Source organism: Myxococcus llanfairpwllgwyngyllgogerychwyrndrobwllllantysiliogogogochensis (assembly GCF_006636215.1).
Lineage (GTDB): Bacteria > Myxococcota > Myxococcia > Myxococcales > Myxococcaceae > Myxococcus > Myxococcus llanfairpwllgwyngyllgogerychwyrndrobwllllantysiliogogogochensis.
The window spans coordinates 14,311-31,434 of record NZ_VIFM01000006.1; the positions used below are offsets into that span (position 1 = coordinate 14,311).

The 17,124-nt window shown below is 66.8% G+C and carries 16 protein-coding genes; 3 read left to right on the plus strand and 13 right to left on the minus strand.

Annotated features, from left to right (window positions below; all coding sequences use genetic code 11):
* Positions 1–168: 168 nt before the first annotated feature.
* The 9 genes from FJV41_RS02515 to FJV41_RS02555 form a co-directional block, all read right to left on the minus strand.
* The gene (locus tag FJV41_RS02515; RefSeq protein WP_181790349.1) at positions 169–1,947 is read right to left on the minus strand and encodes a glycosyltransferase; all 1,779 of its coding nucleotides are present in this window, start codon (positions 1,945–1,947) and stop codon (positions 169–171) included.
* Positions 1,948–2,300: 353 nt separating this feature from the next.
* A complete protein-coding gene (locus FJV41_RS02520) occupies positions 2,301–3,155 on the minus strand; it encodes a glycosyltransferase (protein ID WP_141640772.1) in 855 nt (284 codons plus the stop codon).
* Complete coding sequence (locus tag FJV41_RS02525; RefSeq protein WP_174489897.1) at positions 3,152–3,949, minus strand: radical SAM protein; 798 nt, start codon at positions 3,947–3,949, stop codon at positions 3,152–3,154. The genes FJV41_RS02520 and FJV41_RS02525 overlap by 4 nt, the downstream gene beginning before the upstream one ends.
* Positions 3,950–4,097: 148 nt before the next feature.
* The gene (locus FJV41_RS02530) at positions 4,098–4,955 is read right to left on the minus strand and encodes a glycosyltransferase family 2 protein (RefSeq protein WP_141640773.1); all 858 of its coding nucleotides are present in this window, start codon (positions 4,953–4,955) and stop codon (positions 4,098–4,100) included.
* A 166-nt stretch (positions 4,956–5,121) separates the two neighbouring features.
* A complete protein-coding gene (locus tag FJV41_RS02535) occupies positions 5,122–5,862 on the minus strand; it encodes an Imm49 family immunity protein (RefSeq protein WP_141640774.1) in 741 nt (246 codons plus the stop codon).
* An 18-nt stretch (positions 5,863–5,880) separates the two neighbouring features.
* On the minus strand, positions 5,881–6,444 hold the full coding sequence (locus tag FJV41_RS02540; protein ID WP_220137824.1) for an imm11 family protein: 564 nt from the start codon (positions 6,442–6,444) through the stop codon (positions 5,881–5,883).
* A gap of 69 nt (positions 6,445–6,513) precedes the next feature.
* Positions 6,514–7,191, minus strand: a complete 678-nt coding sequence (locus FJV41_RS02545) for an AHH domain-containing protein (protein ID WP_141640776.1) — start codon at positions 7,189–7,191, stop codon at positions 6,514–6,516.
* A 21-nt stretch (positions 7,192–7,212) separates the two neighbouring features.
* Positions 7,213–8,379 (minus strand): hypothetical protein, encoded by a 1,167-nt coding sequence (locus FJV41_RS02550; protein WP_141640777.1) that lies wholly within the window; start codon positions 8,377–8,379, stop codon positions 7,213–7,215.
* Positions 8,380–8,399: 20 nt separating this feature from the next.
* A complete protein-coding gene (locus FJV41_RS02555; RefSeq protein ID WP_141640778.1) occupies positions 8,400–8,858 on the minus strand; it encodes a DUF4150 domain-containing protein in 459 nt (152 codons plus the stop codon).
* Positions 8,859–9,246: 388 nt separating this feature from the next.
* Here FJV41_RS02555 and FJV41_RS02560 point away from each other — a divergent pair, with 388 nt between their 5' ends.
* A complete protein-coding gene (locus tag FJV41_RS02560; protein WP_174457980.1) occupies positions 9,247–10,575 on the plus strand; it encodes a carboxypeptidase-like regulatory domain-containing protein in 1,329 nt (442 codons plus the stop codon).
* A gap of 59 nt (positions 10,576–10,634) precedes the next feature.
* Here FJV41_RS02560 and FJV41_RS02565 read toward each other — a convergent pair whose 3' ends face one another.
* The gene (locus FJV41_RS02565; protein WP_141640779.1) at positions 10,635–13,001 is read right to left on the minus strand and encodes a hypothetical protein; all 2,367 of its coding nucleotides are present in this window, start codon (positions 12,999–13,001) and stop codon (positions 10,635–10,637) included.
* A gap of 350 nt (positions 13,002–13,351) precedes the next feature.
* Here FJV41_RS02565 and FJV41_RS02570 point away from each other — a divergent pair, with 350 nt between their 5' ends.
* Complete coding sequence (locus tag FJV41_RS02570) at positions 13,352–13,786, plus strand: hypothetical protein (RefSeq protein WP_141640780.1); 435 nt, start codon at positions 13,352–13,354, stop codon at positions 13,784–13,786.
* Positions 13,787–13,855: 69 nt separating this feature from the next.
* Entirely contained in the window at positions 13,856–14,434 is a 579-nt protein-coding gene (locus FJV41_RS02575; RefSeq protein WP_141640781.1) for a hypothetical protein, read from the plus strand.
* Between the two features lie 139 nt (positions 14,435–14,573).
* Here FJV41_RS02575 and FJV41_RS02580 read toward each other — a convergent pair whose 3' ends face one another.
* From FJV41_RS02580 to FJV41_RS02590, 3 genes are all read right to left on the minus strand, one after another.
* On the minus strand, positions 14,574–15,848 hold the full coding sequence (locus tag FJV41_RS02580; RefSeq protein ID WP_141640782.1) for a lanthionine synthetase C family protein: 1,275 nt from the start codon (positions 15,846–15,848) through the stop codon (positions 14,574–14,576).
* 194 nt (positions 15,849–16,042) lie between these two features.
* On the minus strand, positions 16,043–16,249 hold the full coding sequence (locus FJV41_RS02585) for a hypothetical protein (RefSeq protein WP_141640783.1): 207 nt from the start codon (positions 16,247–16,249) through the stop codon (positions 16,043–16,045).
* A 564-nt stretch (positions 16,250–16,813) separates the two neighbouring features.
* Entirely contained in the window at positions 16,814–16,996 is a 183-nt protein-coding gene (locus tag FJV41_RS02590) for a hypothetical protein (protein ID WP_141640784.1), read from the minus strand.
* Positions 16,997–17,124 lie beyond the last annotated feature (128 nt).

Below are 17,124 nucleotides of genomic sequence, written 5' to 3' on the forward strand. Positions count from 1 at the left end.
ATGTCGTCCCGGTCCTGGGGCATCTGCCGCCTCACGTCGGCGATTTGACGCCGCAGTGCGAGGACCTCGCCAGCGATTGGCTGAGCCTGCTCACACGGCATTTTCCTTATGACAGGGAACCCGGAGGCCAGTGATTGCCTTGGAGACACAGACCCGCCCAGCGGTTGTTCACCCTCGCTTCGCGAGAATTCGCCGGATGAGGTCGTCTTTGACAGCCCTCACCTCGAGGGTGCGAGGCGTCGAGCGCTCGTGGAAGTAGAGGTACTCCGGGATGTACACGGGCTGTCGGCATGCCTCGACGATGGGGAGCATCGTCGCGTAGTCGGTACACTGCTCAATCCACCGTCCGTCGAGCTGCAAGTCCTCCGGTGTGATGGCGTCGAAGAGCCACTTCCTGAAGGCGCGCAGGTGAATCCATACTTCGCCGCCCCAGTGCCGCCGGGGCTCGACGAAGTCGGGGTGGTAGAGTTTCGTCGGCTTATCCGGTCGGAACATGGCCGCCAACACGACGTCGCAGCCCTGCTCATACTCGGCGCGCAGTCGGCCAACGCCGGTACGGCTCAGCAGCGCATCATCCATATCGAGCACCACCACGAGCGTCTCAGGGTCGGCACAGAGTTCGAGGATGCCCAACCGGAAATTGAGGATTCGTCCCGCATGCCGTGCGTGCCGCACCAGCGTGCACCGGCCTCTGAAAGGCTCGAGCAGCGGGCCCATCTGCCACGGCAACAGTCCTTCACTGGCATCGTCGATGAGGACGATTCCGAAGCGCTGGTCCTCCTGCATGGCGAGGCTCCTGAGACAGCGCCGCACCCGTGAAAGGCCCGTATCCTGCCCCTTGATGAGAAACACGATGGACTCATGGCGCTGCGCATACGCCCAGTCCTCGGGGAGTCCCGTGAGGTCCCATTGGCCCCGCTGCCTTTCAGGCACCTGTCCCTGGCCGACCAGGTCGCGTGCGCGGGAGAGGAACGCCTCATCCGTTTTCAAGACGTTCGGTGGGTGGATGTAGAAGGTCCGTGCATCGCCGCCACGCAGGGTCCTCAGCCCGTGCCGCTGTTGATGCGCTTCGAGCGAGCGATACCAGGAGCGGGCGAGCCGCCCATCAATCAGCTCGTTCGGGAGCGGTCGACATGCACGAACCCGCTCCAGGTCGAGCAGGCCACAGCGCACCTCAGGGACGAACGCGCCGAGGGGCGCGTCGTACGGCCGCGACGTCACATTTTCGGGCTGCGGGATGTTGAACGCCACCCCCAGGACGTCCTCAGGTGCCGCGGCCGCTCGCATCTCCCCCAGGTAGTCGTGGCCGAAGTCGCGCCGGCCGACCAGCACGTCGAGGTCGCACTGGAGCACGTACCGGGTCTGTATCTGGTCGAAGCCCCAGAGCTGCGGCGTGACGGGTATCCCGCGCGCGGAGTGCGTTACGTCACATGCGAGGCCAAACCATGCCGCGTTCACCGCCGCGACGAGCCCCGGCTCCCCAGGCGCAACCCAGATTTCGTCGAGGGTCGCCTCTCGCTGAAGCTGCTCGGCCGAAGAAATCAGGCCCGGCAGGTCCCCCGGCGCGTACTCGCGAGGAAACGGTCCGGGATAGGGGTCCACGAGGAGGATGCGTCGCGCGAAGCGGCGCGGAGACTCGAGCTGCCCGACGATGTGACGCACCTGGGTGAGGAGCATCGCCACATCCATCGCGCACGCCTTGATGAGGAGCGTGACGTCGGAGGCCGGCGCGAGCTCTCGTGGCTCTGTCGGTCCGGCGGTCCTCCACTGCCGAAGCGCGTGCTGGGTGAGCAACTCCCGGTAGAAGTCGGCGAAGCCCGGGAGCCTTGTGAGCGAACCGTCCTCGCGCAGCTCACGGCTGCGCTGTCGAAGCTCCTCATCCGTCCACCCCAGCGAGGCAAGGGTGAATGCTCGTGCCGCGGCGTCGCGGAAGTAGTCCACGTTCATTGGGACAATCCACGCACCAACGTCGATGAACGTCAGTCCGCCCCCTATGCGTCGGCGGAAGTTCGCACGCTTGATGTTTGCGCAGACAAGATTCTTCTCGAGACAAAAGAGGAAAAATTCCCTGACCTCGTCCAGGGAGAGGTCTTCGGCGGAAAGTGTCTCGAACCAAGGGTAGCGCAGCACCCACGTTCCCTCAGAGAACGTCCACTCTGGCTCGGGAATGAAAGGCATGGTGCCGCGGAGTGCACCGCTCAACCAGTCCACCTTCGATGCTTCGATGGCGCCCGGATGAAATCGCTTCTCGACGAATTCGCCAATGCGTTGGACCACCCCCTCCTGGCCCGTCCCCAGAATCATCGTCCGCCGTCCAGCCGTGCCGCCCACACCTGTGCCTGTGCGAACAGGGCCTGCCGCGAGGCGACGTATCGTTCCGAGCGCCGGTTCGCCGCCGTCACCTCTCCCCCCAGGTTGTAATCGCAGTACGACGGGGCCGTGAGCACCGCGCCTGAAGAGGCTTGGTTCAAGAGGAGGTCAGTGACGAGCCAGTGATCCTCGGCGCTCTCGACCTCGGGATACCGCCAACCTGCTCGCGGATGGAGCAGGAGATTGCAGGATGGCAGCTCGTTCTTGGCCGTGCCCTCGGCCATGGACCTCAGCATGGAGAGCACGTGGGCTGGTCGAAGGAGCTCCTCCGTCGCCGGGTTGTCTTGTTCGAGGAGCCGTCCCTCCCGGACGAGCCGGTTTCCACCAAGCACCCAGCGTGCATCGCGGCGGTCACCCAGTGCGCACGCCGAGGCCAGGGATCGCACCGTCGAGAAGCAATCGTCCGCATCGAGTCGAGCGACCCATCGTGCGTTTCGCATTGCCTCAGCAACAAGAGAAAGTGCCGCATTCCGTGCTCGCGATGGAGAACCACACCGTGTGCTGCAGACAACGAGCGGAAGCTGTTTCCGGAAATGACCGACCGTGACCGCCCAGTCGTCGCTTGAATCGTCATCGACCACCACGACCCCGAGGCCGCCGGTGGGGCGCTCCTGCCTCGCGATGGATTCGAGGCATCTGGTGAGTGGCCCGGCCTGGTTGTGCACATTGACCAAGACCACCACCTCGGAGTTCCAGGCGTGCTGTTCGCTGGCGACCGCTGCCACGGATGTCCCGGCAAGGCTCACGGACCGTACGTGCCCGAACCCGGCGAGTTCCAGCGTCATGACGGCTCCTCGAGATGCGAGGCCTTCGGCGCGAGCACAGGTACAGCGGCCTCTCCAGCGAGAGCGGCGGGGAGCTGTCGGCCTGGCTTGTGCTTCCGCCACCAATCCCGGTAGAGCGCAATCCAGGAGGGAGACATCCGCTCCTCGAGCATCGTCGGCCTGATGTTCGTGGGCACGTAATGTCCATCGCGGAATCGTCCGCACAGCCGGCAGTTGCGCTCGATGAGGTCCTCCATTTCATCGTCATCGGTGGGCAGCTCCGTCCGGCCGCCGCCCTCTCCAGTGATGCGCGTCACTCCGCCCGCCACGGCGCAGGGGAAGTAGCCGAGCGGCGTCAATCCCATCCCACAGTCTCGCATGATGGCGCAGCCGTTGCGGAAGTCGGCGTGCCGGTACGCAGGGTCGTCTACTGGGGCAAGGTTAAAGGGCCCGAAGGTTGGTTGCACATCGCTCGTCTTGGCGGAATTCTCAACCCAGATATCCGCTGGCAGCCGGGCGAGCCGCGACCGGACAGCCTCCTCATGTCCGTTGGTCACGACCTCGATGATGCACTCCGGATTTGACCGGCGATAGCGGCGCAGCTCTTCGATGATGGCGAAGAAGGCGGGATGGAGTGTCGGCTCGCCGCCGAGCACACGGATTCTCCGCCAGCGCTTCCCTCGAGCAAGTGATTGCTCGACGAAAGCAGTGACGCCATCGAGGGGCAGGTGGAGTGCTTCCGGCGCCTGCCGCACGGAGCGGTTGCAGTTGAAGCAGCTCAGATTGCAGAGGTAGGTGATGTCTATCTCGATCAAGTCCCGGCTGCGGGCGTACTGAGGTCCCAGCACTTGCGTGAGGCCTCGGGACACCCGGAGATGGCGCCACCATGCCCGAGCCCGGTACCACCCTCGCAGCGGGAACAGCCACCGACTTGAGGTTTTTGGTGGCCTGTCGAAGCTGCTCTCAGCCGGTCTCATGCAAATCCCCCCACGGAAGCTGGTGCGGTGGGACATCCTCGCCGCCCGCCTCGATCTCGGTGCGCCGCACGCCGAAAAGACACTCGGCGCGCGCGAAGAACGCCTTGGCCTGTGCCTCCGACAGCTCACCACCATAGAGCCGCCAGAACCAGCGCAGGCCCGAGATTTTCGCGGGTGAGCGCGGCGACGACAACGCATCCCCTTGGGTGGACAGGTGCCAGGTCGCCGTCCATTGACCGGTGTATGCGACGCGGCTCCCCTGTGCGCGCAGCAGGCGGATGGCGAGGTCCCTATCGTTGAGGCTCCGAAGCCCGTCGCGGAAGCCCCGAACCGTCGCCCACAGGCGTCGGGACACGAATGTATTCGACCCCTGCCATCCCGGATTTCCGACGAGGAAGTCGCTGGGGATAAGCCCTTCAGGCAACGCGCGCTCCCGCTCTTGGCCATCCATCACCAGCCGGAGTCCAGACACGACGATGTCGGCTTGCTCGCGTTCGGCGGCACGGAGGTTTTCAGCGACGTGCGACGATTCCCAGGAATCGTCATCGTCGAGGAGAGCCACGAACCCCTCGCTTGACGAGGCGAGCAGGTGTGCCAGCCCGGTGTTCCAGGCGCCCGCGGCCCCATTGGCTCTCTGATTGTCGAGCATGACGAGCGGCAGCGGATGGAGCAGCCACCGCAGTGCCGCCTGCTGTTCGGCAGTGAATGACGCACCGTCATTCACTATGACGACCTCGCGGACCGCGCGGGTCTGTAGGCGGATGGAAGGCAATGCCCGCCCGAAGAGCAGTTCCCAGCGGTTCCTCGTAGCAATTAGTGCTGAGCATCCTGGACGGGGAGTCATCCATCCCTTCTCAGCGCGGCCTGGCGCCAGATTCAAGCCCCTGGGGCCATTCCAGGCACCAGGCTCTGCCCCTTCGCAGCAGTCGGAGTCTCAGTCTCCGCATCTCGGAATCGCCTCGGGATGCGTTCCAGATCCTTCAAATGAGGGGCGCGCTCAGGGGGCTGCCTTAATCCCACCATCGCGCCAGGGAAGGCATCAGCCGGTGCTCCGGTTCCGTCCGGAGCCCCGCCGCCTTCGCCAGACGAAGCAGGGCCAGGCCCTCGATGAAGACATATCGCTCCGTCTGACCTTCGGGAGTAGGGGAGAAGCGTGTCGCCGCGAGTTCGTTGCTGCGCCGATGGTGAGCGCTGGCTGCCTCCACCAGCGCGACCTCGAAGGCGTCGGCGTCCCGGTCGAAGAGTGCTCGGCACAGGCGCTGGCGGGGCTCCGGCTCGGGGTCCAGCTGGGCCATCCGGTCAAGCAGCGCCTCTTGCCGCGCGAGGTCTTGATCACCTTCGAGCAGCAGGACATGGAGGAAGCGACCGTAGACGAAGTCCTCCTCGTACTCCTCCCCGGGTATCCACTGCTCCGGCGCCAACCGCGCCAGCTCCCGTGCAAGGGTGTCCTGGCCGGCGACCAGCGCGTCGCAGAAGGGGTGGATGTTGCCAGCCCCCGCGAAGCGCACGGCTTGCCCGCTGTCCCGCGTTTCTTTCAGCAGCCGGGCATGGGCCTCCGCCGATAGGGTCAAGTGGCGGAAAAAGCCGTCGGTGTCCGCCTCCGCCAGCAACAGGGCGATGCCCAGCATGCGCTCGTGCCGGGAGACCTCGTGCATCCGCCGGGCCCGCTGAGCCGGTCCCGCCGCCGGCTTGCCCATGGCTTCGCGCAATAGCTCCAGCTCAAGGCTGAGGTTGAGGATGACCGTTCGCATGGGGCGGAGGCCGCGGACTCAGAGATCGTAGTTGTCCTTGAGCCTGAGTTCCGCGCCGTAGTCCTCCATGGGCATGAACTTCATGCCCGTGCAGCCAGCCTGGAGGATCGCGCGGGCCTGATCCTCGCGGACGATGACCAGTTCCGTATTCTCCCCCAGCCGGAAGAGCTTCGTGTCTGGCCCCAGCTTTCCCGGGTCCAGTACCAGCTTCTCGAAGTCGCGGAGCCGGTCCTTGAACAGCTCGTTCACGGTGAAGACCGAACGCTCCCGGTCCACGCAAGCCACCACGTCGAGCAGGTTGGCCAGGTAGTAGGGCTCTGGCACGACCTTCTTCTTGTGGTTGCGCAGCTTCACGGGCAGAAACTCGAAGCGGGCACCCGCGCTGGACGCGAGGATGCCCCGGAGCTTCTCCGAGACGATGTGCAGGCCCAGCACGTTGCGGACGGAGTCCCCCGGCTTGATGCCCCCATTGGGAGCGAAGTCGAAGACAACGTCGGAGGGGAACCAACTGCTCACCAGGACGCCCTTGGTGAGCATGTAGCTCTTGGCGTCGAGCTCTTTCGGAAGCTTCAGGAGCCTCACGAAGGAATCGTCATCATCTTCTTCGGTCCAAGGGTGGTAGTTCATGAAGGCACGGGTCTGCTTGGGCGCCTAGACACTATCATTCACTGTCCTGGCCCCCGCGTTCGCCAGCAGCTTCCAATACTTCTCCTGAAGGGACATCAGCCGCTCCTTGATGTTGATGAGGACCTCCTCCGTGCAGGCGTCGTCGGACAGTTCCTTCAATTCGTTGGACAGCTGGCGAGCGTCATTGGCGACGTGCGTGTCGTAGGTCGGGTGCGAACCCAGATGGTAGGGCAGGTTGTGGAAGTCGCATCCCTTCAGGGTTCCGGGGAGGAAGATGAGGTTGCGCCCGTTGTGGACGTTGTAGTCGACCCGCTTCAGCATCGCGGCCTCGCGCTCGCCGAACAGGGCCAGGAACTGAGCCTGGGGGATGAGGTGGTGGGCCTCGTTCTCGTAAGGCGTGAAGCCCTTGGAGAAGTTCGCGAAGGAGAGGCCGAGGATGCTGACCGCGACGTACTCGAAATAGTAGCGCCCGACGTGCTCGGGACCGTGCGCGAGAATGCTGGGAAGCAGAATGGATGGCTTGGTTCCCCGTGCCTTGAGTGTGGCCAGGATGCGCTTGGGGGTCCGGTAGCGGTTGTTGCGGCCCGGGTCTCCCAGAGTCGCTGCGTGCCCGTTCTTCCGGTAGTTGGTCGCGGAGTCGTCCTGCTTGAAGACCCAGATGCCCTTGCTCTCGGCCAGCTCCGCGAAGATGTGGCGTTTCATGTCCCGTCCTCCGGACCGACTTCAAGAAGAAGGAGGCGCCAGCACATGCAGGGCGCCTCGCTCACCACTGTCGCTTGCAAGCCAGACCAGAATGCTCCGGGTACCCCCATATCCTCGGGCGAAGGCGCGGGCGGCCATGGTGATGGCCATGGGCGCAGTGGCGGCGCCAATCTCCCCGAAGCAAATCCCCGTGTTCCACGCGGGCAACTCGGAGGGCAGGCCCCGTCCCATCAGCCGGCTGAGCGCGCAGCCCCAGTCATACGCCCGGCGCTCGTCACCCGTCAGGTTGCCGATGAGGCGGCCCGGCTGCTGCGCGGCGGGCAGCGCCTGCCAGACCTGGGCGCAGGCCTCGGCGAGCGCTTCGCCATTCCAGGGGCGCCCCGCGAACCGGTCATGGGGCTCGCGACGCAGCGCGTGCGCCCCGAGCACGCAGTCGATGCGGGCACCCCGCCGCCGAGCGAGCGCCAGGGGCTCCACCAGGAGAAAGGTGGCGCACTCCCCAGGGAGGACTCCATGGGGCCTGGACGGGGTCTTCAGCAGCCGCAGTGAGTCGAGCGCCTCCACGACGGGCCGGTCCACGTAGCTGTCGATGCCACCGACGATGCAGCGCGAGACGGCGCGTTTCGCGAGCAGCTGTGTCGCGGCGGCCAGCGCATGGAGGAATCCGGCCTGGTCACCCCGAGTGACACGCCAGTGGCCTGCGGGCACCGGGACGTCCGCCAGACGTGTGAGCCGGGTGAGCAGCAACTGCTCCTGCTGTGGGCGCAGTGCCTCCAGGGTGTCCGGTTCGGACTCCTCTTCCGCTTCGGAGTCCAGGCTGGGCTGAAGGCCGCTGGCCTTGGCGGCGGCTTGGAGGGGCAGTCCGCTGGGGAGGTTGAGGACGAGGCCAGTCTGCCTCCAGTCCTCCTCCGGGCAGGATCGCCGCAGGTCCGACATGGCGACCGCGCCCAGGCGGAGCAGCCGCCCGTTTCCGGTGAAGCCCTCCGTGCAGCCGGCCACGGTGTGCCCGCGGACCGACTCGGCGTTCCCGGTATCCGGGTCGCGCCCGACGTAGTCGTCCAGCGGCGCAATCCGGAGCAGGCCCGCTCTCGCGGCCGCACAACTCGACGGCGCATCCCAACCGAGCGGAGAGACAGCGCCGAGCGCCGTGACAGCGAGCGCACCGGTGGGCCAGGTCTCAGGCGGCATGGCTCGCGCCTCGGTGGAGTTCACTCATCGCAGCATGGGCACGGTTTGTTGGTGGCGCTGTCGCCCATGGCGACGACGGGGCCCTGCATGACGGGGAAGGGAGGCGTGTTCTTGTCGTTGTGGAGCATCAGGTCAAAGGCGCGCGCCACATTCTTGCCCTCGAACTTCACGTCGAACGAGTAGTTGACGAACTCGGCCTTGCCCTGGGTCTTGCTGGAGGCTACTCCGCCGCCAGCGGTACCGGCCTCGTCGCCGGTGCTCGTCTTGAAGGTGGAGTCATTCACACACACCGGGTTGCCGCCCACGGATACCTTCTTTGTGCCCTTGTCCGTGTCCGAGGACTGCGCCACGTTGGGATAGGGAATGGGCACAGGGCCTCCCGGGCTGGGCGTCCTGCACACGTCTGGGAACGCCGTGCTGACGCCCCCACTGTCCTTGGTCACCACGGACATCTTGTTGACACCCGTGTTGACAGGCATGACGCCCCCCTCGCGGAGATGAACAGGATAGCGCGAGGGGCACGCAGCGCGAGCCTCCCCGAGGAAAATCAGGCGAGCCTGACAAACCTTCATCGCGGCGGCTTGGACACATCCTCCGAAGTTATGCGTGGACTCCGTACATTGTGGCCGCCTGCACTCAACCTTGTCACGGTCTCCACCGACCCTGCTCCTCCTTGCCGCCCTGCGCCATCAAGTCTCGGTGATACGGGCAATCCACGATGAATCGTCAGCCACCCGACACTTGCTTGTCCTTTCGGGCATACCCGCAGTGTGTGGTTCTTCACGGTTTCACTACCGTGTCCTCGCCGTGCCGGTCGGCGCCAGTCCTGGCGCTGGCCGCAGCAAACGCAGCCGAGGAGAACCTGTCATGACGACGATGAAGAAGTGGTGTCTCTCAGTCCTGGCTCCCGCGGTGCTTTCGTTCGGGTGCCTCGACGGTCCCGCGGTAGGTCCCACGGAGACGGCTCCCGAGGAGGTCCTCGAGGGGACGGTGTCGCAGGGCCTGGCGACCTTCACCGGCACCGTGCTCGACCCCAGCGGTCAGCCGATTGCCGGCGCCACGGTGGTCATCAACGGCATCAACCGGACCACCGACACGGCCGGCAAGTACTTCGTGTCCGTCAACAGCACGACCGGCTACATCATCAGCGTGAGCAAGTCGGGCTTCGCGCCGATGACCGACTACCTGAGCGCGGGCCTGCTCAACAACACCCACGTCCTGCCCCGCGCGCCCATCCGGCAGTTCAGCGCGACGCAGGCCATCACCATCGAGGCCGGTGACCTGTCCGTGGTCATCCCCGCGGGCTCCCTGTTCAACGCCGCGGGCCAGCCGGTGACGGGCACGGTGCTCGTCTCCGCCGCCACCTACAACCCGCGCGGCATGCCGGGTGACTTCACGGCGGTGAACCAGGGCGGCAGGCAGGTCGCGCTCGAGTCCGTGGGCGCCTTCTTCATCGGCGCGACGACGCTCGACGGCCAGCCGGTGAACCTCGGCAAGGACCGGACCGCCGAGGTCACCCTCCGCGTTCCGCAGGCCGCCGGAGGCCGCATGCCTCCCTGTGTGCTCAACGGCACCTGCCGCGCGGCCGGGTGGCGCTTCGACGCGACCATCAACCGCTGGGTGGAGCAGCGCGCCAACTTCCGCCCGAACAGCGCTGGCAGCACCTTCACGCTCATCGGCGGGCCGGCGTCCACGCCCAGCTCGGTCGTCCCCTCCAACGGCGGCCTCGGCACCTGGAACATCGACCTGGAGTTCACCAACCCGGCCTGCACCATCGTCGAGTTCGTGGGCTTCCCCGCGTACTGCTACGACATCAAGCTCAACCTCGCGATGCAGAACGCGGGCAACACCTTCGTCCCCTTCACGGACACGGTGACGCCGGCCATCCCGTTCGTCGTCCTCTACAACAACCGTCCGAACGTGGACCAGGAAGTCGGCGTCGAGTTCCCGCTCGGTGCGCCCGCGGACTGCGCGGCGAACATGACCATCTTCTCCAACCCCAACCCGACGGACCCGTCCACCTATCCCATCTACACCCCGACGGGCGGCTTCACCCAGTTCAACTCGGGCGCGCCCTGGGGCGGCACGGGCTTCCCCAAGTCGACCGTCACCCCCTTCGGCGACATCACCCTGACGGACATCGTGAACAACACCCAGCCGTGCAACTCCACGGTGACGTTCGTCTACAACCCGTAGGCCGGGCCTGAAACCCCGGCGCGGCCTCATGTGGGCCGCGCCGGGACTCACCGGATGAATCAGGTCGGCGTGGTGCAGGTGCAGGTGCTCGCGGGCGCGTAGCAGGCGTTGCTGCTGGCCGGGACGATGGAGTAGCAGTGCGAGCGTCCCGCCATCACCTCCGTGTCCGTGTACGTGGTGCCAGTGACGGTGGCGACCTTCGCCTTGCCGTAGTTGCACGCGGCGAAGCCGTCCGACTTCATCACCCAGTACTCGGTGGCTCCGGCCATCGCGCTCCAGGACAGGTTCGCCTGGCCAACGCCCGGCGTCACGGTGAGCGCGGGCGCCGCCGTGGGTCCGCCCGCGCAACCCGCGTTGATGCGGGCCGGCGAGGAGCAGGCGATGTTGTGGCGAGCGAAGGCGGCATAGATGGCCGTCATGTGCGGCGTGCCGTCGATGAGGTTGCCGTTGTCATCGTCCGCCGCCAGCCACTGCATGTAGCCGTTGGTGGCGCCACAGCCGCTGGACGTGCCGAGCGTACAGTCACAGGCGTGCCAGATGCCGATGTTGCCACTGCCCTGGTAGAACAGCTTGTTGCCCATGGTGTTGGCAGTGTTCGCGTCGTAGCTGAAGGGGGCCGCGCGCAAGTCGCGGGCGACGAGGTCCCACGCCGCCTGACGGACGGGAGAGGCCGCGCAGTGGACCTGCCTGCCGCAGGGGCCGCCGCCGCCGCCGCACCGGCCACAGACGAAGTTCTGCGGCGTGGCGGGCGTGTTGGGCACCTGGGCCGCCCAGTCCGCGTCACGCACGCCCGAGCAGCGGCTGGCGCACCAGGGCGCTCCCGTCTGCGCCTCGTTCACGTTGTAGCCCGTGCCGTCCGGCGTCATGCCGCAGCCCTGGTCGACGGTCTGGAAGAAGCCGTGGCCCACGCACGAGGTCGGCAGGCGGTAGATGGCCGCGATGTCCGCGTAGGCCTCGCTGGAGTTGCTCAACGTGCCGGCGACGTCGTTGTCGTCCATGCCATGGCCCCACTCGTGGTCGAACACGGCGGCGATTTCGCCCGTGTTCCGGCACCCTCCGCCGCTGCGGAAGAAGTTGACCGTGGACCCCGTCCAGAACGCGTTGCAGGTGCTGACGATGTTCATGTTGGAGGTGAGCTGGCCGTTGAGCCACACGTTGGTGGGCAGCCAGCCTCGGGCAATCTGGGCAATCCGGTTCAGCTCGTAGAAGGAGCTGCGCGACGCGGAGGTGTTGCCAGCGGAGAAGCCCGGCGTGGTGCAGTCGTGCTGCCCGGTGACGCCGCCCAGGTCGATGGTGCCCGGGGCGGAGGCGGTGACGGGGCCGCAGTTGTCCTGGATGCGGATGTACTTGCCGTTGAGGGTCGTGGTGGTGGTGCCCGTCGTGTAGTTGAAGACGCCCGCGCTGTCCGTGTAGTCGTCCGGCCCCGGGAAGCCGGTGTCGGCCCACGGCATGGGCGTGTTGGCGAAGCTCACCCCGCACGTCGCCGTCGCGGTGCAGGTGTCCGTGTTGGTCAACAGATAGGCGCCGCCCTTGATGGTCTGGTCGAAGTAGTGGTTGTCGTCCTCGAGCGACAGCACCTCGCCGCGGGTGGCATCCACAGTGACTTTCCAGCGCTCGTGCTCACCGGGCTGCTGGAAGCCGTAGCTCCACACGAGCTGGTGGCCGTAGGCCGCGCCGAAGCCCGCGCCCTGGCGGGCCACGGGGACGATTTCCAGCGTGGGGGCCTTCCAGAGCGTGGAGGGGCTCTCATAGAGGCCGAAGCGCTCGTAGCCCGCCACCATGGCCTGGTCCGCGGCCAGCAGGGGCAGGGGAGAGATGTCCACGTTGGCCCAGGACTCGGTGCCCAGCAGCACCAGGTTGCCGTGGCTGATGGTGGCCGCCATGCGCCCGTAGCGGACCGGGATGCCCTTGAGCTGCTGGGGGATGGAGACCTGCCACAGGTGCTCGGCGATCTGCTCGACGCGGGGCTCTCCCAACTGGAGCACGTCCACGCCAATCGCGGCCTGGTTGGCCTCGATGAACTGGAGGACCAGGTCCCCGACGACGGCCGCGTCCACCCGCGCGACGGCTCGACCCAGTTGGTTGCGGACGGAGTCCAGCGTGAGCTTGTTGCCCGCACCGGTGCCCGGGATGAGGGGGACCGAGCCCATGAGGTTCGCGGCCGTGCCCGTCTGGGCATCGACGTAGACCTGGAAGCCGCGGCCGTTGCGCGCGAAGAAGTCATCCCACGCGCTGGCGCCCGAACGGCTCAGCTTCGGCAGCGCCTCCTCGAGCGGCACCTGTCCGCTGGGGATGGTGAGCTCGGGCTTGAAGAAGGCCTGGCTCGCCAGCGAACCCGGCGCGGAAGGCGCTTCTGGCTTGAACGCCCACGCGGGCGCCGCCAGCAGGGCGGTAAGGCAGACAGCGGACTTCAAGACATGGTGCATGGAATGGCTCCCTCGGCAGTGAATGACTGTCTGGAACGGGGATGACGGAGGCCCGGGAGGGCGCCAGAAATCCCCGAGTTCCTTATATTTTACACTTCACTGAGGGTGTGCCCCGGAGGGCGTGAGGAGTGTTGGCCTGCGGACACTCCTGGCGCGGCGGCGGATGGCAGACGCCATTCTTTGTCGTCTCGGAGACAGGGCAGACGCCGGGGCTTCTTTTCATGAGACGCATTGCGACGGAGGCCGGTGCCAGGGTGCGTAAGCCCTGGAATTGTCGAGAGATTGGAGCCTGCTTCCAGGTCCGGTTAACCTCCAGGGCCGCACTTCACCGCCCAGGGAGCCGGTCCGACATGTCCGAGCAGAAGCCCCGCCTCACGCGTCCCGTGGAGAATGTCCGCGCCGAGCTGCTCGCGGACCCAGACACCCAGCGCATCGCCAAATCGGTGGGCATGGAGCTGGCCGCCTACGTGGAGCTGGTGCTCGACTATGCCCAGCACCCGGAGAAGGAGCCGGTGCTGCAGGTCGTCCCGGACGAGGCGCTGCGGGCCGCCGGGTATGATCCACCCTCCATCCAGGAGGTGGGGGAGTTCTTCAAGAGCGCGGCGCGAGGGGAGCTGGGCCTGGGCCCACCGGCCTCCTACTCCACGGGCTTCGAGGCGACCCAGGCAGCCTCCCAGAACAAGCCCTCCCTGCGGGGCGACGAGAACCAGACGCGGGTCGAGGTCGACGAGGCCACCAGCCAGGCCCTCCTCAAGAACCTGCCCCGGGGGCCTGATCGCCTTTGAGGGGCCGGACGCAACTCCGCCGGGTAGTCCCCGATAATCAGGCAAACCTACATTTCACGAGGAAATCCCATGTCCGTCGGCGGCTCCAGTGGCGCGGGTGGTAGCAACGGTGCGAACAGCGCGAGCAACTCCGCGAGCAACGCGGCGAGCAAGGCCGCCGACGCGGCGAGCAAGGCCGCGAACAGCATCAGCAACGCACTGGGTGGGCTCGGCAAGGCATTGGGGGGGCTGGGTGGACTGGCCAGTAGCCTGGGCGGGTTGGCCAAGGGGCTCAGCGACGCCGTCGGCAAGGTCTCCGAGGCGCTCGGCAAGATTTCCGGCCTGCTCGAGAAGGGCCTCAGCGCCATCACCGGTCCTCTCAAGGACATCGTCGGCAAGGCGCTGGACTCCCTGCCGTTCGGCATTGGCCAGCTGGCGAAGCCGTTCGCCGACAAGTTCATCGACAACGGGCTGTCCATGGTGGCCGGTGGCCCGCTGGCGGGCGTGAGCAGCATGCTCGGCCAGGCGCAGAACGTGGGCAAGCTGGCGGACACCGTGGAGACGGTCCGCAATGCGGCCACCGCCGTGGGCGACATCGCGCAGGGCAAGTTCAACGCCCAGCAGCTCGCCGCCTTCGCGCAGTCGCAGCTGCTGCGCGGCGGTCAGTAGTCCTCGCTGGGAGCCCTCGAGGCTCCCGTGTCACCGGCCCCGGTGTTCCATGCTCACGGCATGGGGCCCGGGGCTTTTTCATGGGCGCGTTCGTGACTGTCTTTGACGCTCTTGTGAGAGCGTTCATGGGGCCGCGGTTTCAGGGAGTTGTTTCGGGCGCCACGTCGCGCAGGGACATCAGCAGCACCCGGTCCCAGGACGGCTCCACGGAAGAGGCCGCCGCGAGCAGCGCGAGCGCGATGCCCGCCGTGCCCTCCAGCAGGCCAGGACGGTCCACCCACGATGATGCACCCTGGTCGTCCTGGCTCCAGAAGGCATAGCCCCCGATGCCCCGGTCTGGCTGTCGTTGCCGCAGGGTGTGTTCCAGCCACTGGCGCGCCGTGGAGGCGAAGACCTCTTCCCCCGTGGCTTGATGAAAGCGGTTGTAGATGTGGAGCAGCCCGGCTGCCCCATGGCACAGCGGCGCGTCCTTCACTCCCGAGTCATCCATCGTGCGCCGCGCGGCCTCGCGCGCCAGCTCCAGCGCTTCGGCTTCCCACGCCGGCTCGCGGACCGCGCGGGCGGCGGTGAACAGTGCGAGCGACACGCCCGGGTCTCCGTAGCACCACGCGGCGCGGGTGGGCTTCGGCGTCCTCCCGGGGATATGGGCGTAAGGAAACCGACGGCCAGCATGGGGCAGGCGCTGCGCCATCACCCAGGACCAGGCGCCATGCAGCAGGCGTCGCGCCTCTGGCTCCGCCACCCCAGCCCGGGCGGCGCCCGCCAGCACGACGATGATTCCCGGCACGCCATGGGCCACGCCCAGGTCGTGGCGTCCGTCTGGCAACTCGCGCCGCTGGGCCTCGGGCAGCCAGCGCGGCAACGTCTTCCAGGTGAGCCCTTCCGGGCACGTCTCGGCCGATTCCGCCAGCCGAGCCACCACGTCCTCCAGGCAGCGCCGTGCGTCCGCGCGAGGCAGTCGCTCCAGCGCATATACCCCCAGCCCCACCAGCCCGGTGATGAGGTCCTGGGGCGCGGTCCAAGGTGACACGGCCAACCGCTGGGCGAGCGCCGCGTCCACGTCCTCCAGCGCGTCGCCTTCTTCCTCCGCGCCGCCGCCGTGCACGTGCTCCAAGGCCCAGGCCACGCCGCTCACGCCGGAGTGCAGCGCCATCCCCATGGGACGGGAGGCCACCGCCTCCATCGCGTCATCCAGGAGCCTCCGCGCCAGGGCGGCGTGGTGCTCGGAGGGTTGCACACGGTCCAGCCACGTGAAGAGCAGCGCCAGGCCCGTGTCTCCCGTCGCCAGTGATGCATCGGGTGCACGGTGCGGGAGAACGTCCTCCAGTGCCCGAGCCAGCGCGTGGGCGACCCGGAGTGTCTGTTCGCGAAGCGCCCCGTCCACGAGGGGTCGCCAGAGCGGGGCGCCGTTCATGCACTGCTTCTACGACGGCTCGGTCTCGTTGGGCACCCCGTGTGGACCGAGTCCATCTCACCTCGGCGTCCCGGGGATGGGTGCCCAGCCAACGACCTGGCCGGCCGGGCACCCATGACCTTCGGAATGAACTTCACGGTGCGGCCTGACGGCGAAGCACGTCGGACAGCGACGTCACGCACCGCGACGGGCGACTACGGAATGATTTCCCCGGCCTGCTCCGGCGCGGTGTCGATCACGCCGCACTTGCCCGAGGGGAAGTTGGTGTAGGGGTTGGTGGTGCCGGTGCCGCCGACGACGCCATCCAGAATCTGGAGCGCCCCCTCATCGATGGAGCGCAGCGTCTCGCGGTGAAGGGTGAGCTTGCGCTTCGCGACGACCGTCTTCTTCGGCTCGTTCATGGGAACTCCTGATCAATCAAGGATGGCGACACGGGTTTCACGTCACGAAGCGTGACGCGGTTCAAAATCCGCGGCGGACAACACTGAATGTCCGCTCCAGACAGATTTGATTATTACACCAAGCCATGAATGCGTGGAAAGGCAGGGACTTGAGGGAAGGGCACATTCACGGGGGAGCGCATCCGCGAACCCGATACCCGTGACTCAGTCCGTCACCATGAGACATTCTTGACCCAGCTCACCCGGCTCCCGTCCTCGGCCGATTCCGCCAGCCGCGCCACCACGCACACTCCAGACATCGTCGGGTGTCCGGGCGGGGCAGTCGCTCCAGGGCATGCGCCAACGAGTGGGGGACCTCGAGTGTCTGTTCTCGAATCGCCCCGTCCACCAGGGGCCGTCACTGCGCGGAGACGTCCGTGGACTGCTTCCATGCCAGCTCCCGGATGCGGTGCCTGGCCGGCAGCTTGTCTGGCCGGGCACCGCCAATCCTTGGAGCGCCGTCCCGGTGTGAGCTGGCGGAGGACGTCCGCGAACAGTGAAGCCTCACACCGTGCCGGTGACGGACTATTTGGTCTTTTGGGCCTCCCCGTTGCACTGACCGGAGGGGAATTGGGAGGTGTAGGTGGTCTTGGTGCCGCCCACGACGCCATCCAGAACCTGGAGCGCACCCTCATCCACGGAGCGCAGCGTCTCGCGGTGAAGGGTGAGCTTGCGCTTCGCGGCAACCATCTTCTTCGGCTCGTTCACGGGAACTCCTGTTCATCAGCGATGACGACACGGGTTTCACGTCACGAAGCGTGACGCGGTGCGGATTCCGCCGGACACAACACAGACAGCCTGCCCGCCACGGACAGATTTCACTATCACATCAAGTC

Excerpts from the sequence above, each read along its gene's own strand:
- FJV41_RS02585 (WP_141640783.1), bottom strand. The coding sequence starts at position 16,249 with ATGAACGAGCCGAAGAAGACGGTCGTCGCGAAGCGCAAGCTCACCCTT.
- FJV41_RS02515 (WP_181790349.1), bottom strand. The coding sequence starts at position 1,947 with ATGAACGTGGACTACTTCCGCGACGCCGCGGCACGAGCATTCACCCTT.
- FJV41_RS02550 (WP_141640777.1), bottom strand. The coding sequence starts at position 8,379 with ATGCCGCCTGAGACCTGGCCCACCGGTGCGCTCGCTGTCACGGCGCTC.
- FJV41_RS02560 (WP_174457980.1), top strand. The coding sequence starts at position 9,247 with ATGACGACGATGAAGAAGTGGTGTCTCTCAGTCCTGGCTCCCGCGGTG.
- FJV41_RS02580 (WP_141640782.1), bottom strand. The coding sequence starts at position 15,848 with ATGAACGGCGCCCCGCTCTGGCGACCCCTCGTGGACGGGGCGCTTCGC.
- FJV41_RS02545 (WP_141640776.1), bottom strand. The coding sequence starts at position 7,191 with ATGAAACGCCACATCTTCGCGGAGCTGGCCGAGAGCAAGGGCATCTGG.
- FJV41_RS02565 (WP_141640779.1), bottom strand. The coding sequence starts at position 13,001 with ATGCACCATGTCTTGAAGTCCGCTGTCTGCCTTACCGCCCTGCTGGCG.
- FJV41_RS02570 (WP_141640780.1), top strand. The coding sequence starts at position 13,352 with ATGTCCGAGCAGAAGCCCCGCCTCACGCGTCCCGTGGAGAATGTCCGC.
- FJV41_RS02535 (WP_141640774.1), bottom strand. The coding sequence starts at position 5,862 with ATGCGAACGGTCATCCTCAACCTCAGCCTTGAGCTGGAGCTATTGCGC.
- FJV41_RS02555 (WP_141640778.1), bottom strand. The coding sequence starts at position 8,858 with ATGCCTGTCAACACGGGTGTCAACAAGATGTCCGTGGTGACCAAGGAC.
- FJV41_RS02520 (WP_141640772.1), bottom strand. The coding sequence starts at position 3,155 with ATGACGCTGGAACTCGCCGGGTTCGGGCACGTACGGTCCGTGAGCCTT.
- FJV41_RS02530 (WP_141640773.1), bottom strand. The coding sequence starts at position 4,955 with ATGACTCCCCGTCCAGGATGCTCAGCACTAATTGCTACGAGGAACCGC.
- FJV41_RS02575 (WP_141640781.1), top strand. The coding sequence starts at position 13,856 with ATGTCCGTCGGCGGCTCCAGTGGCGCGGGTGGTAGCAACGGTGCGAAC.